23 protein-coding genes are annotated in these 26,507 nt (G+C 61.2%); 11 read left to right on the top strand and 12 right to left on the bottom strand.

The genetic code is table 11. The annotated features are described in order from the left end of the window. Positions 1 to 810: 810 nt before the first annotated feature. From pepN to KGA96_RS12170, 6 genes are read right to left on the bottom strand one after another with little or no spacing between them, the layout of a single operon-like run. Positions 811 to 3,468 carry an aminopeptidase N gene (pepN, locus tag KGA96_RS12195; RefSeq protein WP_046037187.1) on the bottom strand — a complete coding sequence of 886 codons (2,658 nt, stop codon included), beginning with the start codon at positions 3,466 to 3,468 and terminating at the stop codon, positions 811 to 813. A 10-nt stretch (positions 3,469 to 3,478) separates the two neighbouring features. Then, a complete protein-coding gene (locus KGA96_RS12190; protein ID WP_223512967.1) occupies positions 3,479 to 4,309 on the bottom strand; it encodes a DUF2797 domain-containing protein in 831 nt (276 codons plus the stop codon). Next, entirely contained in the window at positions 4,306 to 4,566 is a 261-nt protein-coding gene (locus KGA96_RS12185) for a YeaC family protein (RefSeq protein WP_046037189.1), read from the bottom strand. The genes KGA96_RS12190 and KGA96_RS12185 overlap by 4 nt, the downstream gene beginning before the upstream one ends. A gap of 32 nt (positions 4,567 to 4,598) precedes the next feature. After that, entirely contained in the window at positions 4,599 to 5,468 is an 870-nt protein-coding gene (locus tag KGA96_RS12180) for a rhomboid family intramembrane serine protease (RefSeq protein ID WP_046037190.1), read from the bottom strand. Further along, the gene (locus tag KGA96_RS12175; protein ID WP_046037191.1) at positions 5,465 to 6,436 is read right to left on the bottom strand and encodes a metallophosphoesterase; all 972 of its coding nucleotides are present in this window, start codon (positions 6,434 to 6,436) and stop codon (positions 5,465 to 5,467) included. The genes KGA96_RS12180 and KGA96_RS12175 overlap by 4 nt, the downstream gene beginning before the upstream one ends. Beyond that, entirely contained in the window at positions 6,436 to 7,326 is an 891-nt protein-coding gene (locus tag KGA96_RS12170; RefSeq protein ID WP_008016128.1) for an NAD(+) kinase, read from the bottom strand. Before KGA96_RS12170 ends, KGA96_RS12175 begins: the two co-directional genes overlap by 1 nt. Positions 7,327 to 7,443: 117 nt before the next feature. Between KGA96_RS12170 and KGA96_RS12165 the strand changes: the two genes are divergently transcribed. Continuing rightward, a complete protein-coding gene (locus KGA96_RS12165) occupies positions 7,444 to 8,394 on the top strand; it encodes a DUF1853 family protein (RefSeq protein ID WP_046037193.1) in 951 nt (316 codons plus the stop codon). 112 nt (positions 8,395 to 8,506) lie between these two features. Here KGA96_RS12165 and KGA96_RS12160 read toward each other — a convergent pair whose 3' ends face one another. Next, positions 8,507 to 9,067, bottom strand: coding sequence for an NADPH-dependent FMN reductase (locus KGA96_RS12160; RefSeq protein ID WP_046037194.1), 561 nt, complete (start codon positions 9,065 to 9,067; stop codon positions 8,507 to 8,509). Positions 9,068 to 9,242: 175 nt separating this feature from the next. On the opposite strand from KGA96_RS12160, the gene KGA96_RS12155 reads away from it, so the two are divergent. Then, positions 9,243 to 9,470, top strand: a complete 228-nt coding sequence (locus KGA96_RS12155) for a hypothetical protein (protein ID WP_046037196.1) — start codon at positions 9,243 to 9,245, stop codon at positions 9,468 to 9,470. Positions 9,471 to 9,558: 88 nt separating this feature from the next. Beyond that, on the top strand, positions 9,559 to 10,452 hold the full coding sequence (locus KGA96_RS12150; RefSeq protein WP_046037197.1) for a LysR family transcriptional regulator: 894 nt from the start codon (positions 9,559 to 9,561) through the stop codon (positions 10,450 to 10,452). Here the strand turns inward: KGA96_RS12150 and KGA96_RS12145 are convergent. From KGA96_RS12145 to KGA96_RS12125, 5 genes are all read right to left on the bottom strand, one after another. Then, on the bottom strand, positions 10,418 to 11,032 hold the full coding sequence (locus KGA96_RS12145; protein WP_223467236.1) for a GNAT family N-acetyltransferase: 615 nt from the start codon (positions 11,030 to 11,032) through the stop codon (positions 10,418 to 10,420). The two genes, KGA96_RS12150 and KGA96_RS12145, sit on opposite strands and share 35 nt — an antisense overlap. A gap of 14 nt (positions 11,033 to 11,046) precedes the next feature. Beyond that, a complete protein-coding gene (locus tag KGA96_RS12140) occupies positions 11,047 to 13,302 on the bottom strand; it encodes an Orn/Lys/Arg decarboxylase N-terminal domain-containing protein (RefSeq protein WP_046037199.1) in 2,256 nt (751 codons plus the stop codon). 259 nt (positions 13,303 to 13,561) lie between these two features. After that, positions 13,562 to 14,320, bottom strand: a complete 759-nt coding sequence (gene dnaQ / locus KGA96_RS12135) for a DNA polymerase III subunit epsilon (protein WP_046037200.1) — start codon at positions 14,318 to 14,320, stop codon at positions 13,562 to 13,564. A gap of 72 nt (positions 14,321 to 14,392) precedes the next feature. Next, positions 14,393 to 14,845, bottom strand: a complete 453-nt coding sequence (gene rnhA, locus KGA96_RS12130) for a ribonuclease HI (RefSeq protein WP_007979123.1) — start codon at positions 14,843 to 14,845, stop codon at positions 14,393 to 14,395. A gap of 92 nt (positions 14,846 to 14,937) precedes the next feature. Further along, positions 14,938 to 15,696 (bottom strand): methyltransferase domain-containing protein, encoded by a 759-nt coding sequence (locus KGA96_RS12125; RefSeq protein WP_046037204.1) that lies wholly within the window; start codon positions 15,694 to 15,696, stop codon positions 14,938 to 14,940. 65 nt (positions 15,697 to 15,761) lie between these two features. Here KGA96_RS12125 and gloB point away from each other — a divergent pair, with 65 nt between their 5' ends. From gloB to fabI, 8 genes are all read left to right on the top strand, one after another. After that, a complete protein-coding gene (gloB, locus tag KGA96_RS12120; protein WP_046037205.1) occupies positions 15,762 to 16,529 on the top strand; it encodes a hydroxyacylglutathione hydrolase in 768 nt (255 codons plus the stop codon). A 99-nt stretch (positions 16,530 to 16,628) separates the two neighbouring features. Then, positions 16,629 to 18,059 (top strand): LysM peptidoglycan-binding domain-containing protein, encoded by a 1,431-nt coding sequence (locus tag KGA96_RS12115; RefSeq protein WP_046037206.1) that lies wholly within the window; start codon positions 16,629 to 16,631, stop codon positions 18,057 to 18,059. Positions 18,060 to 18,232: 173 nt separating this feature from the next. Then, positions 18,233 to 20,062 carry an extracellular solute-binding protein gene (locus KGA96_RS12110; RefSeq protein ID WP_223512966.1) on the top strand — a complete coding sequence of 610 codons (1,830 nt, stop codon included), beginning with the start codon at positions 18,233 to 18,235 and terminating at the stop codon, positions 20,060 to 20,062. Beyond that, entirely contained in the window at positions 20,059 to 21,900 is a 1,842-nt protein-coding gene (locus KGA96_RS12105) for an extracellular solute-binding protein (protein WP_223512965.1), read from the top strand. Before KGA96_RS12110 ends, KGA96_RS12105 begins: the two co-directional genes overlap by 4 nt. Positions 21,901 to 21,904: 4 nt before the next feature. Then, the gene (locus KGA96_RS12100; protein ID WP_008051869.1) at positions 21,905 to 22,978 is read left to right on the top strand and encodes a microcin C ABC transporter permease YejB; all 1,074 of its coding nucleotides are present in this window, start codon (positions 21,905 to 21,907) and stop codon (positions 22,976 to 22,978) included. Position 22,979: 1 nt separating this feature from the next. Then, entirely contained in the window at positions 22,980 to 23,999 is a 1,020-nt protein-coding gene (locus KGA96_RS12095; RefSeq protein ID WP_046037209.1) for an ABC transporter permease, read from the top strand. Position 24,000: 1 nt separating this feature from the next. Continuing rightward, entirely contained in the window at positions 24,001 to 25,611 is a 1,611-nt protein-coding gene (locus KGA96_RS12090) for an ABC transporter ATP-binding protein (RefSeq protein WP_223467239.1), read from the top strand. Between the two features lie 19 nt (positions 25,612 to 25,630). Next, positions 25,631 to 26,425, top strand: a complete 795-nt coding sequence (gene fabI, locus KGA96_RS12085) for an enoyl-ACP reductase FabI (protein WP_046037212.1) — start codon at positions 25,631 to 25,633, stop codon at positions 26,423 to 26,425. Positions 26,426 to 26,507 lie beyond the last annotated feature (82 nt).

Here is a 26,507-nt window from a genome sequence, read left to right as displayed (position 1 = left end):
CTTGATCATCTTCACGACTTGCAGCTTGAAGCTGTCGTCGAATGTCCTGCGTTTGTCGGTCATGAAACACTCCTCGATAGATGCATTTTCCACTTATCGAGGTGTCCGGGGAAATTAGACCACCACACTGCTTCGCGACGACCTCCTCTCGATGTGTTCGACTTCGTCGAACGGCGCTACGCGCCTAACCCCCTGATGAACACCTACGCTCGGCCTGCCGAAGGGGCAAAAGATCAAAAGCCAGATCAAGATCAAAAACCAAAGCCAAAGCCAAAGCCAAAGCCAAAGCAGATAGGGGTTTCTGAAAAATTGGGTACAACCAGATGGGACTCAGTTGGCTGTCAGGCCGCCATCGTCGGAACGCCGCCCGGACCAAGCCTGCTCCCACAGAAGAGCAAAGGCAGAGCAGCCCACACCACCACGTCGCTCCTCACCACTCAACAGGCCGAGCGTTAGCTCGCCTGCAGCTCTTGATCTTGATCCACCCGCCCCCTCGGCAGGCTGAGTGGAGGTGTTCATCCGGGGACTGGCGCGCAGCGCCGTTCGACGCAGTCGAACTCATTGCATGTAGGTCGAAGCGAAGCCGACCGGAGGGCAATGCCCCCGGATGAATACCGCAGCGAAGGAACGCCGAGCCTAAGCGAGGGGCCGTACGTTCGGGGCGAGACCTTTTGGTTCCTTTTGGGGCGTTTGCCAAAAGGGACTCGCTGTAAGAGCGAAACCGCCAGCCGCCGCTCCCGCAGAAACGGATATGTACTCAATCAACCAAGAACCAGGTCGGCCCGAAGGCCGCCAAGGTCAACAGCAGACTCAAGCCAAACTCTTGCTGACCACTTCAAACACATCACTGGACAACTGCCCCGAAGCCCGAATCCGCTCCAGCTCCCCCTTCATCAAAACCTGACGAGCACTGTCGTACTTGCGCCAGCGAGTCAAAGGCGCCAACTGGCGAGAAGCAATCTGCGGATTGAAGCCATTCAACTCGATCACCAGATCCGCCAGGAAGCGATACCCCGAACCGTCAGCAGCATGGAAGTTGATCAGGTTCTGCCCGGCAAACGCACCGACCAACGCCCGCACCTTGTTCGGGTTCTTGATGTTGAACGCCGGGTGCTGCATCAACGCCCTGGTCCGTGCCAGGCCACCGGGCAACACGCTGCCGGCCTGGACGCTGAACCACTGATCCATGACCAACGGATTGTCCTTGAAGTGTTCGGCGAAACTGGCCAGCGCCTTGGCCTTCTCGGCGTCGAACGGTGAATTGACCAACACGGCAAGTGCGGTCAGGCGCTCGGTCATGTTGTCGCACGCGTCGAACTGCTCCAGAGTCGCAGCCACAACTTCCGGCTTGCCGCTGAGCATCAGGTACGACAGCGCGATGTTCTGCAAGGCACGACGGGCAAAGTGCTCGGCTTCGGCCATGTACGGCGTCTGCTTCGACAATTCGCGATTGGCCTGATAACGCTGCCACAGGCCTTCGAACAACGCGTCAGCCAGTTGCTTGCGGGCAAACTCGCGAGCCGTGTGAATCGCTTCGACGTCCGCCACTTCGCTGATCTCGGTCAGGTATGCCTCGCTTGGCAGCGAGAGCATTTCGGCGACCATGGCCTGATCCAGCGACTCATCCGAGAGCACCGTGCGCAGCGCCGACACCAGACGCTGATCGAGTACCAGCGCTTCGCCTTTCTGCTGCTGAGCGATCAGCTCTTGCAGCACCTGCACCGACAGTTGCTGACCGGCATCCCAGCGGTTGAAGCCGTCGCTGTCGTGCTGCATCAGGAACATCAACTGATCGCGGTTGTACGGGAAGCTCAGTTTCACCGGTGCCGAGAAGCCGCGCAGCAACGATGGCAGCGGTTGTTCGGCGATGTCGACGAAGGTGAAAGTCTGCTCGGCTTCGGTCACGGAAATGACCCGCGAGGTGCCTTGCGCGGTGGCTTCACCGGACAGACGCAGGGTAATCGCCACGCCTTTGGAATCCAGCAGGCCCAGTTCGACCGGGATCACGAACGGCAGTTTTTCAACCTTGTCCGGGGTTTCCGGGCAGCTCTGGCGGAAGGTCAGGCTGTAGGTTTTCGCCGCGGCGTCGTAGGACTCAGTTACCGCCAGACGCGGTGTACCGGCCTGGCTGTACCAGCGCTTGAACTGGGTCAGGTCAACGCCATTGGCGTCTTCCATGGCCTTGATGAAGTCATCGCAGGTCACGGCCTGGCCGTCGTGGCGTTCGAAGTACAGGTCGCTGCCTTTGCGGAAGCCTTCGGCGCCGAGCAGGGTGTGGATCATGCCGACCACTTCCGAGCCCTTTTCGTACACGGTCAGGGTGTAGAAGTTGGAAATCTCGATGAAGCTGTCCGGGCGCACGGCGTGGGCCATGGGCCCGGCGTCTTCGGCGAACTGGTGGGTGCGCAGGTACGCCACGTCCTGGATGCGCTTGACCGTGGCCGAGTTCATGTCCGAGGAGAAACCGGCATCGCGGAACACGGTGAAGCCTTCCTTGAGCGACAACTGGAACCAGTCGCGGCAGGTCACGCGGTTGCCCGACCAGTTGTGGAAGTATTCGTGGGCGACGATCGCCTCGACCCGCTGGTGCGCGGCGTCGGTGGCGGTTTCCGCCTTGGCCAGCACGGCGCTGGAGTTGAAGATGTTGAGGCCCTTGTTCTCCATGGCGCCCATGTTGAAGTCATTCACGGCGACGATCATGAAGATGTCCAGGTCGTACTCGCGACCGTAGACCTCTTCATCCCAACGCATGGACTTCTTCAGGCTGTTCATCGCGTGCTGGCACTTGTCGATGTTTTCCGGCTCGACGTAAATGCGCAGCGCCACGGTGCGCTCGCTCAGGGTGGTGAAGCTGTCTTCGACGCACCACAGGTCGCCGGCCACCAGCGCAAACAGGTACGCCGGTTTCTTGAACGGGTCTTCCCAGGTCGCCCAGTGCCGGCCTTCTTCACCGGGACCGGAAGCGATCGGGTTGCCGTTGGACAGCAGCACCGGATAGCTGTGTTGTTCGGCGACGACCGTGGTGGTGAAGGTGCTCATCACGTCCGGGCGGTCGAGGTAATAGGTGATCTTGCGAAAGCCTTCGGCCTCGCATTGGGTGCAGAACATCGTGCCGGACTTGTACAGGCCCTCCAGCGCGGTGTTGGTTTCCGGGTGGATCCGGACGCTGGTATCGACCGTGAAGGTGGTGCTGGTCGGGTGCAGGGTCAGGTGATTCTCGGTCAGCTGATACTGCGCCTCGGAAAGCGCCTGGTCGGCCAGGGTGACCGACAGCAGTTCCAGCTGCTGGCCGTCCAGCACCAGCGGCGGCAGGCCCGGGCCACGCTCGGGGTTGCGGCGCATCACCAGTTGCGCATGGACCAGGCTGTGGTCCTCGTACAACTCGAAGGTCAGGTGCGTTTCGTCGATCAGGTACTCGGGCGCCTGATAGTCCTTGAGGTAGATCATCTTCGGTTGTTCGGTGCGCATGCTGGAGTCCTTACTGATGCACGGCGAGCTGGTAAGCCGTGTATTTACGAATATTGATCACGCCGGTGTCGAAGATCAGGTATTGGCCCTTGACCCCCATCAGCGTGCCTTCGGCAATCGGGTTCTTGTCCAGGTTGAAGCTGACGATCTTCGCCGGGTACTGCTCGACCGGGTAGCGGATTTCCAGCGGCTCGACGTTGGTCACCGGCTGGATCGCCTGCAAGCCAAATCGCTGCTGCAACCCGAGCAAGCCTTCAGCGCAGCTGTCGAACAGCTGATCGCGGACTTCGGCCAGGTTCACCACCGCCGCATCGCCCTTGAGCAAAGCACGCCAGTTGGTCTTGTCGGCCACCTGGCTGCGGAACAGATCCTCGACGAAACCGGACTGCTGGCGGGTCGAGACGCGCATGATCGGCAAGGCCTGGCTCGCCCCTTGGTCGAGCCAGCGGGTCGGCAACTGGGTGGCGCGGGTAATCCCGACTTTCACCCCCGACGAATTGGCCAGGTACACCACGTGGTCGGTCATGCAGAACTTCTCGCCCCACTCAGGCTCCCGGCAAGTACCGGCCTCGAAGTGGCAGCGCTCCGGGCTCATGATGCACACGTCGCACTGGGCCAGCTTGGTCATGCACGGGTAGCAGTAGCCCTGGCTGAAACTGGTCTTGGTCTTGCGTCCGCAATGGGTGCAGTGGATCGCCCCCAGGTATTCCAGGCGCACCGTGGTACCGATCAACGGATTGACCGGGATCTCGGTTTCGCCCAGACGAAATGCGTATTGCACGTTCGGCCCGTCCAGGCGCGCCGACATTTTGCTGATTGCACCGCGGCCAATCTCGATCAATGGATGGCATCCGACTTGAACAGGATATTGGGCACTTGAATCGACTTGGAGCTGCATTCCTGCGGGCCCATGTAGCCCGTGCGCTGGTCCTCGGGCAGGTTCTGGACTTCCCAGGCGATCATCGCCTGCAGCGACAGCTCGCGTTGTTCGGCGGTGAGTTTGCCACCGTCGGACCATTTGCCGATTTCTACGGCCAGTTTCAGGCTCTCGTAGATATCGTGGGTGATGTTCTTGATCATTTCGTTAAAAGAGGACATTGGGTCTCCGTCTCTTTATTGCATGTTCTGAATTAGGCGGCCAGTTTACGGCGGTTATACAAACCGCCCAACAAACCGGTGAAGCATCCGATGAGTAACCCGCTGACGTGGGCCGCGTTGGCGATTTCGCCGAAGCCGATCATCGAGACCAGCCCGGACAGGCACAGCAGCAACCACACCAGCATCATCACCAGCACACCACGGGGCAGGCGATAGGCCGGGTTCGGCGCCAGCAGCTGGAAGATCCAGCAATGCCCGAGCAGGCCGTACAGTACGCCGGACAAACCACCGAACAAGGTCGGGCCGCTGAAGAAATACTGGGCGAAGTTGGACACCAGGCTGAACAGCAAGGTCAGGCCGATCAGGTTGATACTGCCCTGGCGCGACTCGATGCGCCGCCCCAGCTCCCAGTACCACATGCCGTTCATCGCCAGGTGCAGGATGCCGAAGTGGATCAGCATCGGCGTGACCAGGCGCCACCACTGCCCCGCCGCCAAGCTGTCGGCCAGTGGCGTGAAGTGGAGGTACTCGCCGACCACGCGGAATTCAAGGAAGGTCAGCCAGCGCATCGTTTCAAGGTTGTCGCCCAGCATGGTCACCGCGCCGACGATCATGCTAAGCAGCAATACCAGCGCGGTGGCCCTGGCGTACTTCAACTGCTCGACGAACCCCGGACGCGTGACGGTCTGTGCCAGCGGAATGTCCAGCTGCTGATCGGGGTCACCCGCCGGAAAACGTTCGTACAACGCACGCACGTCTTCACTGATGTTGTCCGGCACCCACAACACCTGCTCGCCAGCTTCCTCGCTGACCCGGTGGGGCACTTGCATGCGCTTGAGCAAGGTGACGAACCCGCTCAAGTCCACCGCCAGGGGCAGTCGCAATACCGCTACAGCACTCATTGCAGCACCTCCGGCCGCTCGACATCGACCCAGACGAATTTTTGCGGATCCAGGCGGGTTTCCTGATCCAGTCGGTAGGCAACCAGTTTGCCGTACAGCACCGCGCTGTAATCCAGGCAGGCCAGGTTCGGCCGGATCGGTGCCGGCTTGCCGCTGCGCCAGTAATGGCCGACGAACAACAGCGGCTCATCGATGCCATAGCGCAGCAAACTGTTCTTTTCGGTGGACGTCAGCGGCGTCCGGGCCACGGGTTCCGGCAGTGCATCCGGCTGGAACACGATGTCGCCGTAGGTTTTCGGATCGTCTTCCCAGAACTTGGTCCGGAAGAACGAACGTACCAGGCCGTCGCCGCTGGTCATCGTCAGGCCATGGGGCAAGCGCATGTCCGTGCCACGCAGTAGCCGGTCGAATACGGTGCAGGCAAAAGAGCCCGACTCCGCCGAGGCCTGGAGAAAATGCTCGTCGATGCAGCCGTTGGGGAACAGCGCGCGTAGCGGTTCGATCAGTCCGGCATCCCAGCAGGCGTGGACCACGCGAAAACGCCCGGCATCGACGAACAATGGCAATTTGTAGAACCATTGCTGGAAGTCCTGCCAGTCGCCCGGATGGTGTTCGAACTGGGTCAGGGTTTCGTGCAGCAGGCGGGCATGGCGCGGGGTGTGTTCGCGCACGAACTGCTTGCCGCTGCCCGGCAGCGCCGGCGTGCTCCAGCCCAGCGCATTGAACTCGTGGTTGCCCATGATGCACAGCGCCTGACCGGCCTCGACCATATCGTGGACGATATGCAGCGCCTCGCGAATCCGCGGGCCGCGGTCGATGATATCGCCGACGAACACCGCCATGCGCGAGGCATGCCGCCAGACGCCATCCTGCTTGTGATAACCGAGTCGGTCGAGCAAGTGCTCCAGGGTCAGAGCGCAACCGTGCACGTCACCGATCAGGTCGTAGCTACGCGCGGGATCGAGCATCAGTCGCCTCCACCCCCCAACTTGCTGCCCCAGCCGAGCTTGGTCCGGCAGACCTCATAGTAGTTGTGGTCCAGCGGGTGAATCAGCCGCAGTTTCTGGGCTTTCTTGCTGACGGTAATGGTGTCGCCCGGCGCGCAGGTGAAATGGTTCTGCCCGTCGCACGAGACTTGCGGGTAAATCTGCATATCCTTGGACACGACGATCTTCAGCTCACTGTTGCCATCGACCACGATGGGTCTACCCGACAAGGTATGGGGGTACATCGGCACAATCACAATAGCGTCGAGCTTGGGATGCATGATCGGCCCGCCGGCGGACAACGCGTAGGCGGTGGATCCGGTCGGCGTGGCGACGATCAGGCCGTCGGCCTTCTGGCTGCAGACGAACTGGCCGTCGATGTACAGCTCGAATTCGATCATTCGCGTGGATTTGCCGGGGTGCAGCACCACATCGTTCAGTGCATCGCCCTGGCCGATGGCCTCGCCGTGGCGACGGACTTCGGCCTGCAACAGGAAGCGGTTTTCCACCAGATAGTGGCCATCCAGCACTTCGGCGACCTTGGTTTCCAGCTCGTCGGGACGGATGTCGGTGAGGAACCCCAGGCTGCCGCGGTTGATGCCGAGCACCGGAATATTATGTTTGGCCAGTGCCCGGGCGGCACCGAGCAGGCTGCCGTCACCACCGACCACGATGACCATGTCGCAGACTTCGCCGAGCATCTTGCGCGACGAGGTTTGCAAGCCATGCCCTGGCAGCACTTCGGCGATGGTGTCTTCGAGGATCACGTGCAGGTGACGATCGAGCAGAAACCGTTTCAGTCGGCGGACGGTATCCAGCACCTGGGAACTGCCCAGGCGACCGATGATGCCGATATTGCGAAATTGCTCCATGGGGCTCCTGCGGGAATCTGCGTGGCGGCGAAATACCCGATTATGGGCGAAAGCCGCCCGTAGACAAAATCCTTTCAGCTTCAAGGGTGTGCCCGGGTTTCGGGCTATGCTCGCAAGATGATGCTATTTCCCGATTTGCTCCACCTGCCCCATCAGTTACGCCATCCCGAAGTGCGTGACCTTGCGTGGGTCATCCTCGCGCCGCCAATGCTAGGCGATACCCCGTGGCCGCAGCGTCACCCGCTGGCCGGTAGCGACTGGGTGCAGGCACCGGATCGGCTGGAGCACTGGCTGCGGCAGCTTGATCGGGACAGTTATGGCCTGCTGCATTGGCTGGCCCAGGCCCGGACCCGGCGCCTGGGTTTGTACTACGAACGCCTCTGGCAGTTCGCCGTGCAACATGCACCCGGCATTGAACTGATTGCCGCCAACCTGCCGATTCGCCGCGAAGGACACACCCTGGGTGAACTGGACATGCTGCTACGCGACCGCGACGGCGTGCATCACCTGGAATTGGCGATCAAGCTCTACCTCGGCCCGCAATCCGGTGACGGACACGACACCGCTCAGTGGCTGGGTCCGGGCTGCCACGACCGGCTCGACCGCAAACTGGCGCACCTGAGCCAGCATCAATTGCCGATTTCCGCTCGCCCCGAGAGCCGTGAAGTACTGGCGGCGCTGGATATTCAGGCGTTCAGCGCGCATTTGTGGCTGGGCGGGTACCTGCTGTATCCGTGGCCCGGTCAGGCAGCCCCGCCATCGGGTGCCCATCCGCAGCATTTGCGCGGTCGCTGGTTGCATCAAAAGGATTGGCCGGCGTTGTTGGCCCAGAGCCCGCCCGGTCGCTGGCAACCCCTGCCCCGCCACGCCTGGCTGGCGCCGGCGCATTATTCGGCGGAGCACACCTGGAACCCTGAGCAGATGCAAGCCTGGCTCGATGAACTGGACCCGCTGGCGCCCGCACAACTGCTGGTGCGTCTGGTGGAAAATGCCACGGGTGACTGGGAAGAGGCAGAACGGTTGTTTCTGGTGGCGGACCTTTGGCCGAATGTGCCGGGACAGGGTTGAGTCTTGTATTGCCTGAGCCGGCCCCTTCGCGAGCAGACTCGCGAAGGGGCCAACCCGGCCTGAACAGATAACCACCCAGCGTTTCGCAGAACAAAACACTGGCCAATGACTATCAAACTTTCTTGTGCTGTTCGACCCATTGCCCATAGGCATTGATGAATTTTTGCAGGAACGGCTTGACCGACTCGGACAACTTGCCCGCCTCGTCGAACGCCGAACCGGCGTTCCCCAGATAGGCCTCCGGTTGCTGCATCACTGGCACATTGAGAAACACCATGGATTGACGCAGGTTGTGGTTTGCACCAAACCCGCCGACGGCCCCCGGCGAAACGCTGATAATGGCCCCCGGTTTACCGCTCCAGGCACTTTTGCCGTATGGACGCGACCCCACGTCAATCGCATTTTTCAACGGCGCCGGCACCGAGCGGTTGTATTCCGGGGTCACGAACAACACCGCGTCGGATGAGCTCACCTGTTGTCGGAAAGTGCTGTAGGCTGCCGGCGGTGAAGCGCCATCGATGTCTTCGTTATAGAGCGGCAGATCGCCGATTTCGACGATGTTGAGCTTGAGATTGGCCGGCGCCAACTCTATCAGGGCCCGTGCGACCTTGCGGTTGATCGATTCCTTTCTCAAGCTGCCGACCACGACGGCGATCGTATAGACGTTGCTCATAAGAGTTTCTCGACTGTCCGATATGAAGAGCTTGTAGTTATAGATGACGATTCAAGCAGTGGGCGACCGAAAACACCGCCCCTGACTATTTTTTTCCCGTAGGAAAACTTACCTCGCCCAAGCACGGTCTACAGTGCCGCAAATTGAGTGATTTATCTCCAGAGGTTCTAAGCAGATGGCAGCAGTACTCGTCGGTCAGTTCCATGCAAGAGACGCGGAAGGCCGTATTTATTCGGTGCACGAGTTCCAGGACTCCACCCCGGCGGTAGACGGTTCAAGCCCTGTCACCACCTACAAACTGGCCATTGGCGACCGTGTCAACAAGGTCGACGACAATGAATTCATGCTGGTGCAAACCGGCGTGACCATTACCCGCGAACCGCAAACCGCCAGCGTTTCATAACCCGTCGTTATGAGCAGAAGTCATATGCACGGACTTGGGGTAGGATTCAGCCACAGACTCCTCCACCTGCTGAACATGGACTTCACGCATGCGCTTACGCCATATCGAAGTGATCCAGGCGCTCTTGCAGACCGGTCACCTGGGCACCGCCGCCGAATGGCTGCAGTTGCCGGTGGCCGAAGTCGAGCGTTTGCTGCGCGACGCAGAGGATCAGTTGGGTTTCATGCTGTTCGCCAGCGTGCGCGGGCGATTGCAGGCCACCCGCGAAGCGCGGGAACTGCAGGTGGAAATTGCCCGGGTCTACGATGCGCTCGAACCGGTGCAGCGCCTGGCCAACAGCCTCCGGCAATACCTGGCGCCGCCGCTGCGCATCATCTGCACCCCGCCTCTGGCCAACCAACTGTTGCCACACAGCATCGCGGCCCTGCGCCGACGCCTGCCCGATGCGCCTTGCACGCTGCTGAGCCAGCCGACCCGCGACATCGTCAGAAGCCTGCTGCTGCGTGAAAGCGATCTGGGCCTGAGCCTGCACGACCCCGATCACGCCGACCTCGATTGCCAGATAATTGCCCAGGGCAAACTCCAGTTGCTCGCCCCCCATGGCTGGCTGCAACCGAAACAGAAATACATTTCACTGCAGGATCTGGCCGGCCAATCGATGATAGGCCTGGAGGGGCAAGACCCGCTGAGCCCGGCACTGGAAAACAAACTGCACGGCTTGCGCCCTGCCCCGGTGATCCAGACCCGGGTCCAGACGCATCAGATGATGCGCAGCATGGTCGAGGCCGGCGAAGGCCTGGCCATCGTCGACCCCTTCACCGCCCTCGGCGCCAAAGCCTCGGGACTGGACGCCTGCCCGCTGGCCCCAGCCGTCCCGATCAGTCTCTACGCCCTGACACTGAAGAACGCCGAACCTTCACCAGCCGTTCAGACCTTGTTGGCCATCATCACGGAACAAGCCGCGGCGATGCTGACGAACTGAACGGGTTTTCCAGCGGGTTTTCGAACAGTCGATACCAGAACAGCGCCACTTCGGCGGTGTTCGGATCGATGCCGCGATAGCGCAGGTGGTCGATCCCGCCAATCACGTAACCGCAGCGTTCATAGAGCCGGCAGGCCCCCAGGTTGTTGTTCTGGGTTTCGAGCATGATGCCCGGGAGTTTTTTCTTGCGGCTCCAGAACTGCGCCACATCCAGCAGGGCCTTGGCCACGCCATGCCGCCGGGCCGGTGCGTGCACCGCCAGTTCGTCGATATGGGCAAAGCCGTTCCAGTTGGTACTGACCACCAGGTGCCCCACGGGCTGGTCATCCAGATACGCCATGAAAATCGCGCTGTCGGCGCCATCGCGAAAGCTGCTGAATTCTTCGGGGTCGATGCCGTAGCACTTGCGATAAGGCGTGATCGGGGTGACCGGCCACTGTGCCACCGGCTTGCCTATTTCGGCCGCACCGTAGGCCGCGACTTCAAAACTGAAATCACTGCCCCAGATGTAGGCGGCAAAACCCTCGTCGGCAACCCGTACCGACAACCCTGGGAAATTCGGATTTATAACCGGCTGCATACTGGGAAAGGTCCTCATTCCTTGATGCAATCGACGGTGTAGCACCGCCCACTGCCCTGATCTTCGTGTTGCAATCCGTGCACATCAGCAACGAACCCCGGAAAACTGCTATCGAACGTGCGGGCAAACGCCAGGTAATCGATGATCGAGCGGGTCGACTCGGTAAAACGCTCGCCCGGCATGATCAGCGGAATGCCGGGCGGGTACGGCACCAGCATCACCGCGGCGATCCGCCCGTCCAGCGCATCGATCGACACGGCTTCGACTTCACCCCGCACCAATTGATCATAGGCGTCCGCCGGCTTCATCGCGACTTCCGGCAGTACGGTGTACATACGTTTGAGGTGCCTGGCGGTGGCATTGCTGCGATAACAGGCATGCAACTGATCGCACAGATCCCGCAGGCCCATGCCCTGATAGCGCGCGACATTCTCTTGCGCCACGCAGGGCAGGCAACTGGCCAGGCTGACGTTGGCGTCATAGCTGCGCTTGAACTCCAGCAGTTCGGTGAGCAGCGTGCTCCACTTGCCCTTGGTGATGCCCATGGAGAACAACACCAGGAACGAATACAGCCCGGTTTTCTCGACCACCAGGCCGCGCTCCCAGAGGAACTTGCTGACCACCGCCGCCGGAATCCCGCGCTCGCTGAGGGCGCCACCGGCGGTCAATCCCGGCATTACCAACGTGACCTTGATCGGGTCGAGCAACACATAATCGTCGGTCACGCCGCCAAAGCCGTGCCAGTCGGCATCGGGTTGCAGCAACCAGTCCTCGGTGACGACCCGCTCGATGCCTTGCGCCGTCGGCGGTTGCCAGATCGAGAACCACCAGTCATCGGCGGCAATGTGCTGGCGCAAGTTGGCCAGCGCCCGGCGAAAACTCAGGGCTTCGTCGAACATTTCCTGCAACAGCGAACGCCCGGCCGGCCCTTCCATCATCGCCGACGCCACATCCAGCGAGGCGATGATGCCGTACTGCGGCGAGGTCGAGATGTGCATCATGAACGCTTCGTTGAAGCGATCCCGGTCCAGCTGCCGCGCACCGCCATCGCGCACGTGAATCATCGACGCCTGGCTGAAGGCCGCCAGCAACTTGTGGGTCGAATGGGTGGTGAACACCAACGGGCTGTCTTCATCACGGGAGGTGCCCATGCCGTAGCGCCCGGCAAAGAACTCATGAAACGCCGCATAGGCGTACCAGGCCTCATCGAAGTGCAACACCTCAACGCTATTGCCCAGTTGCTGCCTGATCAGCTCGGCGTTGTAGCAGAGGCCGTCATAGGTCGAATTGGTCACCACCGCGAGCTTGACCTTCGGTGAACGACCCTTGGTCAGCGGACTGGCGTCGATCTTGGCCTGGATCGATTCGCGGCTGAACTCACTCAGTGGAATCGGGCCGATGATCCCCAGTTCATTACGCTCCGGACACAGGTACAGCGGGATCGCGCCGGTCATGATGATCGAGTGCAGCACCGACTTGTGGCAATTGCGGTCCACCAGCACCAGGTCATCGCGGGCGACCACCGAGTGCCAGACAATCTTGTTGGCCGTGGAGGTGCCATTGATCACGAAAAAGGTGTGATCGGCGCCGAAATTGCGTGCCGCGCGAGCCTCGGCTTCAGCCAGGGGGCCGGTGTGATCAAGCAAGGAACCGAGCTCGGGCACCGACACCGAAAGATCCGAGCGCAGGGTGTTTTCCCCGAAAAACTGGTGAAACGCCTGCCCGACCGGGCTTTTGTGATACGCCACACCACCGCCGTGACCCGGAGTGTGCCAGGAGTAGTTGGAGTCCGCCGTGTGTTGCACCAATGCCTTGAAAAACGGTGGCAGCAGGCCATCTAGGTATTTGCGTGCGGCGCGGGCCACCTGCCGGGCGAGAAAGGGCACGGTGTCTTCGAACAGATAAAGAATGCCGCGCAACTGATTGAGCTCGGCCATGGCGTCGGCGGGCGCGTTTTCCAGGGTCACTTTTTCGCCCAGGGCGAAGATCGGCAGATCCGGCGCGCGGACCCGCGCCAGACCGATCAGTTCGGCCATGTTTTGCAACAAATGGGAATGAGTGCTGGCGTCTTCAGAGGCAATCAACATGCAGGACAGGCCGTGGTAAGTCGACGCCACCAGACGCCCTTCGGTGTAATCCACCGCCGAAACGACGCTGAACCCCTCCTGCTCCAGCTCCCGGGCAATACCCCGCACGCGGTCGCCGGCAACACTGTCGGTCTTGATGTCGCGATGGACAATCAGGACCGGAAATTTCAAGTCTTTGTACATGAGGCTCAGTGTCCTGAGGCGGCAGACCAGAGCCTGCCAATCACCTCAGGGTAGAGTGTTGCAGAGGATGTGGCGAGCGGGATGCACCAACTTGTGGCGACAGGGGAGTTTCCCTGTGGCGAGGGAGCTTGCTCCCGCTGGAGCGCGAAGCGGTCCCATCATTCGTTCAGATAAACCGCAGAGGATGTATTTACGACTGCTTCGCAGCCGAGCGGGAGCAAGCTCCCTCGCCACAAAAAGCATTCATTGGAATGAGGAACTACGCCTGCGCTTCCGCCTCAGCCAACTGCACCCACAACGCCGGGGCACCCGCGGACTTGCCGATGATTTCCAGGCGCGCCGCATGGCGGGCCAGGTCGTCTTCGCTGGCGCGGATGATGCGCGTCGGCTGGCGGTCCGCCGGCAAACGGCGAATCTCGGTGGCCGAGTTATCCGCCCCTTCCCCCGAGCCATTGCCATCGGATGCGTTGCCGGCCAGGGACAGGCTGGTCTGCCCCCCGGTCATGGTCAGGTAGACGTCGGCGAGAATCTCGGAGTCGAGCAAGGCACCGTGCAGTTCACGGCCGGAGTTGTCGACGCCATAGCGTTTGCACAGGGCGTCGAGGCTGTTGCGCTGCCCCGGGTGACGTTCCCTGGCCATCATCAGGGTGTCGAGGATCGAGCAGTGCTGCGTGATGTCTGCGCGGTCCTGCTGGCCCATCAGGGCGAATTCGTTGTTGATGAAGCCAACGTCGAACGCCGCGTTATGGATGATCAGCTGCGCGCCCTTGATGAACTCGAAGAACTCTTCGGCCACCTCGGCAAAACGCGGCTTGCCCACAAGGAATTCGTTGGTGATGCCGTGGACGCCGATGGCGCCCTCGTCACTTTCGCGATCGGGTTGCAGGTAAACGTGAAAGTGCCGGCCCGTCAGGCGTCGGCCGATCAACTCGACACAACCGATTTCGATAATCCGGTGGCCGTCGGTCACCGGCATGCCGGTGGTTTCGGTGTCGAGTACAACGGATCTGGTGGCCATCAGTGCTCAGCTCTCAATCGGTCAATCGTGCAAAAGCGCGAATCTTAACATGCTCACCGTACGGGAGGTTGATCAGCCCTGTTTGTACCCACGCACTTCATCCACGCCACGGTTGGCCAGCTGGTCGGCCCGTTCGTTGCCGTGATGGCCAATGTGTCCGCGTACCCATTTCCAGGTGACTTTGTGGCGGTTGACCTGCTCGTCGAGCAGCTTCCACAGGTCAGCGTTTTTCACCGGTTCCTTCGCCGCGGTTTTCCAGCCGCGCTTCTTCCAGTTGTCCATCCACTCGTTGATGCCTTTCATCACGTACTGGGAGTCGGTCACCAGCAGCACCTCGCAAGGTCGCTTGAGCTCTTCCAGGCCACGGATCGCGCCCATCAGCTCCATGCGATTGTTGGTGGTATTGGCTTCGCCGCCCCACAGTTCCTTTTCGACGCCCTTGCACACCAGCAGTGCGCCCCAGCCGCCGGGGCCAGGGTTGCCTTTGCAGGCGCCGTCGGTGAACAGTTCTACGCTATCGCTCATGCCAATCTATCCAGAAAATGCGCTGGCCCGCCGATCGCTGACCGACGACGCCCGAAGCCGGGACAGGCCCGGCCGCAAATAAAAAGTGTGTATTACGGTTCGATGTTGCGCCGGTTGACCTTGGCCATCGGCAACGGGATCAGCTTGCCCATCGGTTCGCGCCGCTCCTGACGGACCGGTCGCAGGCCCACCACGATCTTGCGCGCCACCAATAAATAGAAGCCGCCGCCCGACAGTTGCCAGTCACCGGCCTTGCGCTCCCAACCGGCCAGGCGGGTCTGCCACGCCGGCGACGCAAGCGGCGGACGATAGCACCCGAAGCGACGTTTCTCCAGCGCGAAGCCCAGCAGGTTCAGCCAGTCAGCGACCCGTGACGGCGAAATGCAGCGCGCCTTGCGCAGCGCATCCTGGGCAAATACATGCCGCAGACCCCAACTGCTCCAGGGATTGATGCCGATGATCAGCAAGTGCCCGCCGGGGCGTACGCTGCTGGCCGCCTCGCGAAGCAGGCCGTGGGGCGACAGGCAGAAATCCAGGCCATGCTGCAGCACCACCACATCGGTGGCATGTTCGCTCAGCGGCCAGGCCTGCTCCTCACAAACGATCTCGACCCCCGGCAACGGCGCGCCAAGGCGCACATTGCGTTGCACCTGGGGGGCCGCCGGCGGAGTCTGGGCCGAGGGACCGTAATGCACCAGATAGCCACCAAAGAACCGCCCGAGCTCGTCTTCGAGCATGCGACGCTCTTCGTCCAGCAGAAATTGCCCGAGGGGACCGGCCAGCCACTCGCGGGCCGCGCTGATCAACGCCAGCCAGTCAGGATCGGCTTGTGCGAACGCTTTATCAGTCATTGCATTCTCCAACGCGCCAGGAAGTTCTAAGATGCGCCAATGTTTTCCGCTTGGCGAATCCGACGATGATACAGATCACTGCCCTGCCCGCCTTCACCGACAACTACATCTGGTTGTTACAAGACCACGGCAGCAAGCGCTGCGCGGTCGTCGACCCGGGCGATGCCGCCCCCGTGCAAGCCTGGCTCACGGCCAATCCGGGCTGGGTACTGAGTGATATTTTGATCACTCATCACCATCATGACCACGTCGGCGGCGTCGAACAGCTGAAAAAGGCGACGGACGCGAAAGTCTACGGTCCGGCCAGCGAAACGATCCCGGCGCGGGACGTTGCGCTCAAGGACAACGACAAGGTCAGTGTGCTCGGCTGGGATTTCGATGTCCTCGCGATCCCTGGCCACACCCTGGGGCATATCGCCTATTACCATCACGGCTTGCTGTTCTGCGGCGACACCCTGTTTGCCGCCGGTTGCGGACGCTTGTTCGAAGGCACGCCACAGCAAATGTACAGCTCGCTGACACGCCTCGCCGGGTTGCCGGATGACACGCTGGTGTACTGCACCCACGAGTACACCCTCAGCAATCTGAAGTTTGCGGCGGCCGTCGAGCCGAACAACCCGGACACCGCCGAGCGCCTGGCCAAAGTCACCCGCCAACGGGAATCCGGGATCATGACGTTGCCGTCGACACTGGCGCTGGAAAAGCTCACAAACCCGTTTTTGCGCTCCGGTGAAACATCCGTTAAAGAAAAAGCGGACGAACGGACCGGCACCGATAACTCGGCGCCCGATATGGTTTTTGCTGCGCTTCGAGCGTGGAAAGACAGGTTCTAAAGGGGCTTCTCAAGATTGCAACAATTCTGAAAGGTTGACCGCGCAGGGTACGCTTTCTAGAATCGCCCGACATTTTTGCCCGGAACTTACTTCCAGCCAATGTCGTCACCTATTCGCAAAGCCATCAGTTCAGACGCATTGACCCGCTTGGCTCAAGCCATAGCGGTGGCTGTGTCCGCCACCCTGGCGGGCTGTTCCAGCCATGCGCCGCAGACCGATGCGGCGCACACGCAGAACATCGCCGCGCGCGCCAAGCAGAAGCCAATCTGGCTCAGCGAAAAACCCAGCCCGCAAATTCCCCAGGACGTCTGGGAGCGCATGCGCCAGGGCTTCCAGCTGCAGGACGGGCTGGGTGTCAACCCGCGCATCGAGCAACAGCGCCTGTGGTTCGCCAGCAATCCATCTTTCCTCGAAAACGCCGGCGAGCGTGGCAGCCTCTACATTCACTACATCGTCGAGCGCCTTGAAGAACGCAACATGCCGCTGGAACTGGCCCTGCTGCCAGTGATTGAGAGTGCCTACAACCCGATGGCCTATTCCCGGGCCGACGCGGTGGGTCTTTGGCAGTTCATCCCGTCCACCGGGCGTTATTTCAACCTGCGTCAAACCCGTTTCTATGATGGCCGTCGCGATATCACCGCGTCGACCACCGCCGCGCTTGATTACCTGACCCGCCTGCACGACATGTTCAACGGCGACTGGATGCTGGCCCTGGCGGCCTACAACGCCGGCGAAGGCACCGTCAGCCGGGCCATCGAGCGCAACGAACGCCTCGGCCTGCCGACCGACTACTGGAACCTGCCGCTGCCCTCCGAAACCCAGGCCTACGTGCCGAAGTTGCTGGCACTGTCGCAAGTGGTGATGGCGCCGGAAGCCTACGGCGTGAACCTCAACCCGATCGCCAACGAACCCTACTTCCAGGTCGTCGAAATCAACCAGCGCATGGACCTGTCCAAGGTTGCTGAAGTCGCCAACATCGACGAAGACGAACTGTTTCAGCTCAACCCGGCTTTCAAGCAACGCACCACCATCGACGGCCCGCAACATCTGCTGGTCCCGACCTCCAAGGCGCAATTGCTGACCAGCAGCCTGCAAACCATGCGTCCTGAAGAACTGATCAGCAAGAAATCGCTCAAGCCGGTCTTCGAAGGTGCCGACGACACCCAGGTCGCCAGCGTCAAGCGTTCCTACCGGGTCAAGCGGGGTGACAACCTCGGCTCCATCGCCAAGGCCAACAACGTCGACGTGCAGGACCTGCAACGCTGGAACAAACTGAACGGCAAGAACCTCAAGCCCGGCCAGACCCTGGTCATGCAGGACACCAGCAAGCGCAGCTCCGGGCGCGTCAACACCGTGATTGCAGCCAACACCAAGAAGCAACAGACCACGTACAAGGTCCAGCAAGGCGACTCGCTGTACATCGTGGCCAAGCGCTTCAACGTAGAGATGCAGCATCTCAAGCGCTGGAACCCGCGTGTCGGCCAGGCGCTCAAGCCTGGCCAGATGTTGACGGTGGCCAATCCGCATTAAAAACAGCCCCTGACTTCAGGGGCTTTTTTATGTCTTCACAGTTTTTGTGGGCTGCTCCTACAGGGTTTGTGACCTGGCCGAGATTGCGCATTAACCCCCCGTCTTTTTCCTGTCCATACAAGCTGTTACTGTACGATCCACAAAGCCCAAGCCGCCCGGACCGGATCCCCTATTTGAAGCGTCCCCTCCTCTTCCTGATCAGCCTGGCCTTGAGCTCCACCGCAAGTGCGACGATCAGCGAAAGCCATGGTTATGCGCAGTTCGGCACGCTCAAGTACCCGGCACGATTTACCCACTTCGACTGGGTCAACCCGCAAGCGCCCAAGGGCGGTACGTTGCGGGTCATGGCGTTTGGCACCTTCGACACGCTCAACCCCTACACCTTCAAGGGCACCAGCCCTGTCACCACGCCGAGTTTCCTGCAATACGGCATCAACGAGCTGAACGAACCGCTGATGATCGGCACGGGGCAGTACGCGCCTTCTGGTGACGAGCCCGCGTCCAGTTATGGCCTGATCGCCCAGTCGGTGGAGTACAACGAGAACCGCAGTTGGGTGGTGTTCAACTTGCGCCCCGAAGCACGCTTCCATGACGGCACGCCGATCACCGCCTACGACGTCGCGTTCTCCTATCGCGTGCTGCTCAAGGAAGGCCATCCGCTGTATCGCACCAGCCTTCAGGAAGTGTCGCGGGTCGACATCCTCAGCCCGCAGCGCATCCGTTTCGTGTTCAAGCGTGCCGGCAATCCGCTGCTGATCCTGCGCCTGGGTGAAATGCCGGTGCTGGCACAGCACTACTGGAAAGGCCGCGACTTCAAGGCCACCACTTTCGAGCCGCCGCTGGGCAGCGGGCCGTATCGCATTACCTCGGCCACACCAGGACGACAGATCGTCTTCGAACGGGTCAAGGATTACTGGGGCAAGGACCTGGCGGTCAATCGCGGCAAGTACAACTTCGACCGCATGGAAGTCGAGTTCTACCGCGACAGCGACGTGGCGTTCGAGGCGTTCAAGGCCGGCGAATTCGATATCTACATCGAGCATCAGGCAAAGAACTGGGACACCGGCTACAACTTCCCCGCCATACGCCGCGGCGAGGTGATCAAGGCGCAGATTCCCCATCGGATCCCGACCCAGACCCAAGGCCTGTTCATGAACAGCCGCCGCCCGGCGTTCTCGGACACCAGGGTCCGCGAAGCGCTGGGGCTGATGTTCAACTTCGAGTGGACCAACCGCACGCTGTTCGGCGGCGCCTACCAACGCGCCATGAGTTACTACCCCAACAGCGAGTTCTCGGCCAGCGGTTTGCCGGTCGGGCATGAATGGCTGTTACTCAAGCCCTATCGCGAGCAACTGCCGGCCAAACTCTTTACCGAACCGTTCAGCCTGCCGCAGACCGATGGCCGCGGCATCCCCCGGGAGACCTTGCGCAAAGCCCTCGGCCTGCTTGCTGAGGCTGGCTGGAAGCTCAATGGCCAGCGCCTGCAAAACGCCGCCGGACAGCCCTTGCGCCTGGAGCTGCTGCTGGTCAACCCGAACCTGGAACGCATCCTCCAGCCTTACGTCGAGACCTTGGCCAGCATCGGCATCGATGCGCGGCTGCGCACGGTCGATCGCGCGCAATACAAGCAGCGCCTCGACCAGTTCGACTTCGACATGATTCTGATGACCCTCAACCAGACGCTCAGCCCAGGCCTGGAACAATGGCAGTACTTTCACTCCAGCCAGGCCGGGGTCAAGGGCAGCAAGAACTACGCCGGCATTGCCAACCCGGTAGTCGACCACTTGCTCGACCAGTTGCTGGCCGCCCAGACCCGCGATGAGCAGGTCGCCGCCGGCAAGGCCCTCGACCGCGTGCTGCTGTGGCAGCACTACATCGTTCCCAACTGGTACCTCAATAATCACCGTCTGGCGTACCGCAACCGGCTCGCCTTCGTCACCACGCCGCCCTACACTCTGGGCCTGAACGCGTGGTGGCTGAAATCTTCGGAGAAAGATCAATGAAACCCATCCGTGCCCTGCTCCTGCAGGCCAGCGGTCTGCTGTTCGCCGGGCTGGCCTGCGCCGCCCCGCAACATGCCGTGACCCTGTACAACGAACCGCCGAAATACCCGGCCGACTTCAAACACTTCGACTACGTCAATCCGGACGCGCCCAAGGGCGGGATTTTCCGTCAGGCCGGTTTCGGCGGATTCGACAGCCTCAACCCCTTCATCAGCAAAGGCGTGCCGGCGGACGATATCGGCATGATCTACGACACCCTGGCCAAGCAAGGCCTGGACGAACCGTTCACCGAGTACGGCTTGATCGCCCGACTGATCGAGAAAGCCCCGGACAACGCCTGGGTGCGCTTCTACCTGCGCCCCGAAGCACGCTTCCATGACGGCCATCCGATTCGCGCCGAGGACGTGGTATTCAGCTTCCAGATGCTGACCAAGGACGGCGCGCCGATGTACCGCGGCTACTACAACGACGTGGCCGAAGCGATCGCCGAAGACCCGCTGACCGTGCTGTTCAAGTTCAAGCACACCAACAACCGCGAACTGCCGCTGATCCTCGGCCAGTTGCCGGTGCTGCCCAAGCATTGGTGGGCCGACCGCGACTTCAACAAGGGCAACCTGGAAATCCCGCTGGGCAGTGGCCCGTACAAGGTCAGCGAAGTGAAGGCCGGACGCTCGGTGCGTTACGAGCGGGTCAAGGATTACTGGGGCAAGGACCTGCCGGTCAATCGCGGCTTCTACAACTTCGACGTGATGACCACCGATTACTACCGCGACAACACCGTCGCCCTGGAAGCGCTCAAGGCCGGACAGTTCGACTACTGGCTGGAAATGACCGCGAAGAACTGGGCCAATGCCTACAACACTCCGGCAGTCACCGAGGGTCGACTGGTCAAGGAACAGATTCCCAACGGCAACCCCACCGGCATGCAAGGCTTCGTGTTCAATATGCGCCGCCCGGTGTTCCAGGATGTGCGTGTGCGCCAGGCCTTGTCGCTGTTGCTGGATTTCGAATGGACCAACAAGCAACTGTTCAACGGCGCCTACGCGCGCACCCGCAGTTATTTCGAGAACTCGGAAATGGCCGCCACCGGCGCGCCTGACGCCGATCAGGTGGCGATCCTCGAACCGTTCCGCAGCAAGCTGCCGCCGCAGGTGTTCAACGAAGCGTTCCAGAACCCGACCACCGACGGCAGCGGCATGATCCGCGCCCAGCAACGGCAAGCCTATCAACTGTTGCAGGAGGCCGGCTGGCGCATCGTCGATGACAAGATGGTCGACACCACCGGCAAGCCGGTGGTCATCGAGTTCCTGTTGGCCCAGACCGAATTCGAACGGGTGCTGCTGCCGTTCAAGCGCAACCTGAGCGACCTGGGTATCGATCTGGTGATCCGCCGGGTCGACGTCTCGCAGTACATCAACCGTGTGCGCTCCCGGGACTTCGACATGATCGTCGGCAGCTTCCCGCAGTCCAACTCGCCGGGGAACGAACAGCGGGAATTCTGGATGTCGGCCGCCGCCGACAAACCCGGCAGCCGCAACTCCATGGGGCTGAAAGATCCGGTGGTCGATCAACTGGTCGAGCAACTGATCAACGCCGATTCGCGCAACAGCCTTGTGGCTCACGCCCGCGCGCTGGACCGGGTGCTGCAATGGGGCTATTACGTAATACCCAACTGGCACATCAAGACCTGGCGCGTGGCCTACTGGAACCACATTGGCCATCCCAAGGTCTCGCCCAAGTACGACATCGGCACGGCCACCTGGTGGGTCAAGCCCGACATCAAGCCGGCGATAGAAGTCGAAACCACACTGCAGGCCGATCCTGCGGTCACGGAGTAATCAGATGCTGGCGTACATTTTTCGGCGACTGTTGCTGATCATTCCGACCCTGTTCGGCATCCTGCTGATCAACTTCGTGATCATCCAGGCCGCCCCGGGCGGACCGGTGGAACAGATGATCGCCAAGCTCGAAGGCTTCGAAGGCGCTACCAGCCGCATCGCCGGCGGCGGTGCCGAAGTCTCGGTGGCAGGCTCGGCCTATCGCGGCGCCCAGGGCCTGGACCCGGCGCTGATCAAGGAAATCGAGCACATGTACGGCTTCGACAAATCGGCGCCGGAACGCTTGTGGATCATGGTCAAGAACTATGCGTCCCTGGATTTCGGCGACAGCTTCTTCCGCGACGCCAAGGTCATCGACCTGATCAAGGAAAAGATGCCGGTCTCAATCTCCCTCGGACTATGGAGCACGCTGATCATGTACCTGGTGTCGATCCCGCTGGGGATCGCCAAGGCCAAGCGGCACGGCAGCCACTTCGACGTCTGGACCAGTTCGGCGATCATCGTCGGCTACGCGATCCCGGCGTTCCTGTTCGCCATCCTGTTGATCGTGGTGTTCGCCGGCGGCAGTTACCTGGACTGGTTCCCCTTGCGCGGTCTGACTTCGAACAACTTCGATGAACTGAGCATGGGCGGCAAGATCCTCGACTACTTCTGGCACCTGGCGCTGCCAGTGACCGCGCTGGTGATCGGCAACTTCGCGACCATGACCCTGCTGACCAAAAACAGCTTCCTCGACGAGATCAACAAGCAGTACGTAATCACCGCCAGGGCCAAGGGCCTGACCAACCACCGCGTGCTGTACGGCCACGTGTTCCGCAACGCCATGCTGCTGGTGATCGCCGGTTTCCCCTCGGCCCTCATCGGCATCTTCTTCACCGGCTCGTTGCTGGTGGAGGTGATCTTTTCCCTCGACGGCCTCGGCCTGATGAGTTTCGAGGCGGCGATCAACCGCGATTACCCGGTGGTGTTCGGCACGCTGTTCATCTTCACCCTGCTCGGGCTGGTGGTGAAACTGATCGGCGACCTCACCTACACCTTTGTCGATCCGCGCATCGACTTCGAAAGCCGGGAGCATTGAGATGAACCTGTCCCCTCTCAATCGCCGACGCTTCGAACTGTTCAAGGCCAACAAGCGTGGCTGGTGGTCGCTGTGGCTGTTCCTGATCCTGTTTGGTGCAAGCCTTGGCGCCGAGCTGATCGCCAACGACAAGCCGCTGGTGGTGCACTACGACAACAACTGGTACTTCCCGGCGCTCAAGCGCTACCCGGAAACCACCTTCGGCGGCGAATTTCCGCTGGAGGCGAACTACAAGAGCCCGTACATCCGCGAACTGCTCAAGGCCAAGGACGCCTGGGTGCTGTGGGCGCCGATCCCCTACAGCTACCAGAGCATCAACTACGACCTGAAAGTCCCGGCGCCGGCCCCGCCCTCGGCGGACAACCTGCTGGGCACCGACGATCAGGGCCGTGATGTGCTGGCCCGGGTGATCTACGGGTTCCGCATTTCGGTGCTGTTCGCCCTGACCCTGACCGTGCTCAGCTCGATCATCGGCGTGATCGCCGGGGCCTTGCAGGGCTTCTACGGGGGCTGGGTGGACCTGGCCGGGCAGCGCTTCCTGGAGATCTGGTCCGGGCTGCCGGTGCTGTACCTGCTGATCATCCTTGCCAGTTTCGTGCAGCCCAACTTCTGGTGGTTGCTGGGGATCATGCTGCTGTTCTCGTGGATGAGCCTGGTGGACGTGGTGCGCGCCGAATTCCTGCGCGGGCGTAACCTGGAATACGTGCGTGCCGCCCGCGCCCTGGGCATGCAGAACGGCGCGATCATGTTCCGCCACATTTTGCCCAACGCGATGGTCTCGACCATGACCTTCATGCCGTTCATCCTCACCGGCGCCATCGGTACACTGACCGCCCTGGACTTCCTCGGCTTCGGCCTGCCGGCGGGCAGCCCGTCTTTGGGTGAACTGGTGGCCCAGGGCAAATCCAACCTGCAAGCGCCGTGGCTGGGCATCAGCGCCTTTGCCGTGCTGGCCTTGATGTTGAGTTTGCTGGTATTCATCGGCGAGTCCGCTCGCGATGCCTTCGACCCGAGGAAGTGAAATGAATCAGGAAAATCTGATCGAAGTGCGCGACCTGTCCGTCGATTTCGTCGTCGGCAATCGCTGCCAGCTGGCGGTCGAAGGTGTCAGCTTCGACATCAAGCGCGGTGAAACCCTGGCTTTGGTCGGCGAGAGCGGTTCCGGTAAATCGGTAACAGCGCATTCGATCCTGCGCCTGCTGCCCTACCCGCTCGCGCGGCATCCATCCGGCACCATCATGTATTCCGGGCAGAACCTGCTGGACCTGAAGGAAAAAACCATCCGCCACATTCGCGGCAACCGGATTGCAATGATCTTCCAGGAGCCGATGACCTCGCTCAATCCCCTGCACTCGATCGAGAAACAGATCAACGAGGTGCTGGGCATCCACAAGGGCCTGACCGGCAAGGTCGCGACCAAGCGCACCCTGGAGCTGCTGGAGATGGTCGGCATCCCCGAGCCGCACAAGCGCCTCAAGGCCCTGCCCCACGAATTGTCCGGCGGCCAGCGCCAGCGGGTGATGATCGCCATGGCCCTGGCCAACGAGCCGGAACTGCTGATCGCCGACGAGCCGACCACCGCGCTGGACGTGACCGTCCAGCTGAAAATCCTCGAATTGCTCAAGGAACTTCAGGCCCGTTTGGGCATGGCTCTGCTGCTGATCAGCCACGATTTGAACCTTGTTCGAAGAATTGCGCATCGCGTATGTGTCATGCGGCAAGGTTGCATCGTCGAACAGGCATCGTGCGAAGAATTGTTCCGCGCGCCGCAGCATCCGTACACTCGGGAACTGCTGGCAGCGGAGCCCGATGGCAAGCCTGCAAGCAACGTGATCGGCCCGCCCTTGCTGGCGGTCGAGGACCTGAAAGTCTGGTTTCCGATCAAGAAAGGCCTGCTCAAGCGCACGGTGGATTACGTCAAGGCGGTCGACGGCATCAATTTCAGCCTGCCCCAGGGTCAGACCCTGGGGATCGTGGGTGAAAGCGGTTCCGGCAAATCGACCCTGGGCCTGGCGATTTTGCGGTTGATCGCCAGCAAAGGCGCCATTCGCTTTGAAGGCCAGCAGCTAGACTGCCTGACGCAGCAACAGGTACGGCCGCTGCGGCGGGAGATGCAAGTGGTGTTTCAGGACCCGTTCGGCAGCCTGAGCCCGCGGATGTGCGTAAGCCAGATCGTTGGCGAGGGCCTGCGGATCCACAAGATGGGCACCGCGGCAGAACAGGAACAAGCGATTATTGCGGCACTCAAGGAGGTAGGTCTGGATCCGGAAACCCGGCACCGCTACCCCCACGAATTTTCCGGCGGGCAACGGCAGAGAATCGCCATTGCCCGGGCATTGGTGTTAAAACCGGCGTTGATTTTGCTGGACGAGCCGACTTCGGCCCTCGACCGCACGGTACAACGCCAGGTAGTGGAGCTTTTGCGTTCACTGCAAAGCAAGTACAACCTGACGTATCTGTTTATCAGCCATGACCTGGCTGTGGTGAAAGCGCTGAGCCACCAGTTGATGGTGGTCAAGCATGGCCAAGTGGTCGAACAGGGAGACGCGCAAAGCATTTTTGCCGCCCCCCAACATCCGTATACACAGCAGTTGCTGGAAGCCGCTTTTCTGGCTCCGGCCACTGCGCAATAACCTGAAAGAGGAGCAACACATGGGTTTTCTCGCCGGTAAGCGCGTACTGATCGTCGGTGTCGCCAGCAAGCTGTCCATCGCATCCGGCATCGCTGCCGCCATGCATCGCGAGGGCGCTGAGCTTGCCTTCACTTATCAGAACGACAAACTCAAGGGTCGTGTCGAAGAGTTCGCACAAGGCTGGGGTTCGAGCCCTGAGCTGTGCTTCCCGTGCGACGTGGCCAGCGATGAAGAAATCGCCAAGGTCTTCGAAGCGTTGAGCAAGAAGTGGGACGGCCTGGACTGCATCGTGCACTCCGTCGGCTTCGCCCCGGGCGACCAACTGGACGGCGACTTCACCGAAGCCACCACCCGTGAAGGTTTCCGCATCTCCCACGACATCAGCGCCTACAGCTTCGTGGCCCTGGCCAAGGCCGGCCGCGAAATGATGAAAGGCCGCAACGGCAGCCTGCTGACCCTGTCGTACCTGGGCGCCGAGCGCACCATGCCGAACTACAACGTCATGGGCATGGCCAAGGCTTCCCTGGAAGCCGGCGTACGCTACCTGGCCGGCTCCCTGGGCCCGGACGGCACCCGCGTCAACTGCGTATCGGCAGGTCCCATCCGCACCCTCGCCGCTTCCGGCATCAAGAACTTCCGCAAGATGCTGGCCGCCAACGAAGCGCAAACCCCGCTGCGCCGCAACGTCACCATCGACGAAGTCGGCAACGCCGGCGCCTTCCTGTGCTCGGACCTGGCGTCCGGCATCAGCGGTGAAATCATGTACGTGGACGGTGGTTTCAACACCACGGCCATGGGCAGCATCGAAGAGTAATCTTCGGTCAGGCTGACCATCTCATTAAACCCGCCTGTTTTGGCGGGTTTTTTATGCCTGCGATTTACCAGGAAAACACAGC

The organism is Pseudomonas sp. GL-R-26, from assembly GCF_019947365.1.
Lineage (GTDB): Bacteria > Pseudomonadota > Gammaproteobacteria > Pseudomonadales > Pseudomonadaceae > Aquipseudomonas.
The sequence above is the reverse complement of the archived record's forward strand: the minus strand, read 5'-3'. Positions and strand labels throughout refer to the sequence as shown.

Coding starts and splice junctions, on each gene's coding strand:
- gloB (WP_046037205.1), top strand. CDS start 15,762: ATGATACAGATCACTGCCCTGCCCGCCTTCACCGACAACTACATCTGG.
- KGA96_RS12095 (WP_046037209.1), top strand. CDS start 22,980: ATGAACCTGTCCCCTCTCAATCGCCGACGCTTCGAACTGTTCAAGGCC.
- KGA96_RS12175 (WP_046037191.1), bottom strand. CDS start 6,436: ATGCTCGATCCCGCGCGTAGCTACGACCTGATCGGTGACGTGCACGGT.
- dnaQ (WP_046037200.1), bottom strand. CDS start 14,320: ATGGCCACCAGATCCGTTGTACTCGACACCGAAACCACCGGCATGCCG.
- KGA96_RS12165 (WP_046037193.1), top strand. CDS start 7,444: ATGATGCTATTTCCCGATTTGCTCCACCTGCCCCATCAGTTACGCCAT.
- KGA96_RS12160 (WP_046037194.1), bottom strand. CDS start 9,067: ATGAGCAACGTCTATACGATCGCCGTCGTGGTCGGCAGCTTGAGAAAG.
- fabI (WP_046037212.1), top strand. CDS start 25,631: ATGGGTTTTCTCGCCGGTAAGCGCGTACTGATCGTCGGTGTCGCCAGC.
- KGA96_RS12150 (WP_046037197.1), top strand. CDS start 9,559: ATGCGCTTACGCCATATCGAAGTGATCCAGGCGCTCTTGCAGACCGGT.
- KGA96_RS12155 (WP_046037196.1), top strand. CDS start 9,243: ATGGCAGCAGTACTCGTCGGTCAGTTCCATGCAAGAGACGCGGAAGGC.
- KGA96_RS12170 (WP_008016128.1), bottom strand. CDS start 7,326: ATGGAGCAATTTCGCAATATCGGCATCATCGGTCGCCTGGGCAGTTCC.
- KGA96_RS12145 (WP_223467236.1), bottom strand. CDS start 11,032: ATGCAGCCGGTTATAAATCCGAATTTCCCAGGGTTGTCGGTACGGGTT.
- KGA96_RS12090 (WP_223467239.1), top strand. CDS start 24,001: ATGAATCAGGAAAATCTGATCGAAGTGCGCGACCTGTCCGTCGATTTC.
- KGA96_RS12105 (WP_223512965.1), top strand. CDS start 20,059: ATGAAACCCATCCGTGCCCTGCTCCTGCAGGCCAGCGGTCTGCTGTTC.
- KGA96_RS12115 (WP_046037206.1), top strand. CDS start 16,629: ATGTCGTCACCTATTCGCAAAGCCATCAGTTCAGACGCATTGACCCGC.
- pepN (WP_046037187.1), bottom strand. CDS start 3,468: ATGCGCACCGAACAACCGAAGATGATCTACCTCAAGGACTATCAGGCG.
- KGA96_RS12100 (WP_008051869.1), top strand. CDS start 21,905: ATGCTGGCGTACATTTTTCGGCGACTGTTGCTGATCATTCCGACCCTG.
- KGA96_RS12125 (WP_046037204.1), bottom strand. CDS start 15,696: ATGACTGATAAAGCGTTCGCACAAGCCGATCCTGACTGGCTGGCGTTG.
- KGA96_RS12185 (WP_046037189.1), bottom strand. CDS start 4,566: ATGTCCTCTTTTAACGAAATGATCAAGAACATCACCCACGATATCTAC.
- KGA96_RS12140 (WP_046037199.1), bottom strand. CDS start 13,302: ATGTACAAAGACTTGAAATTTCCGGTCCTGATTGTCCATCGCGACATC.
- rnhA (WP_007979123.1), bottom strand. CDS start 14,845: ATGAGCGATAGCGTAGAACTGTTCACCGACGGCGCCTGCAAAGGCAAC.
- KGA96_RS12180 (WP_046037190.1), bottom strand. CDS start 5,468: ATGAGTGCTGTAGCGGTATTGCGACTGCCCCTGGCGGTGGACTTGAGC.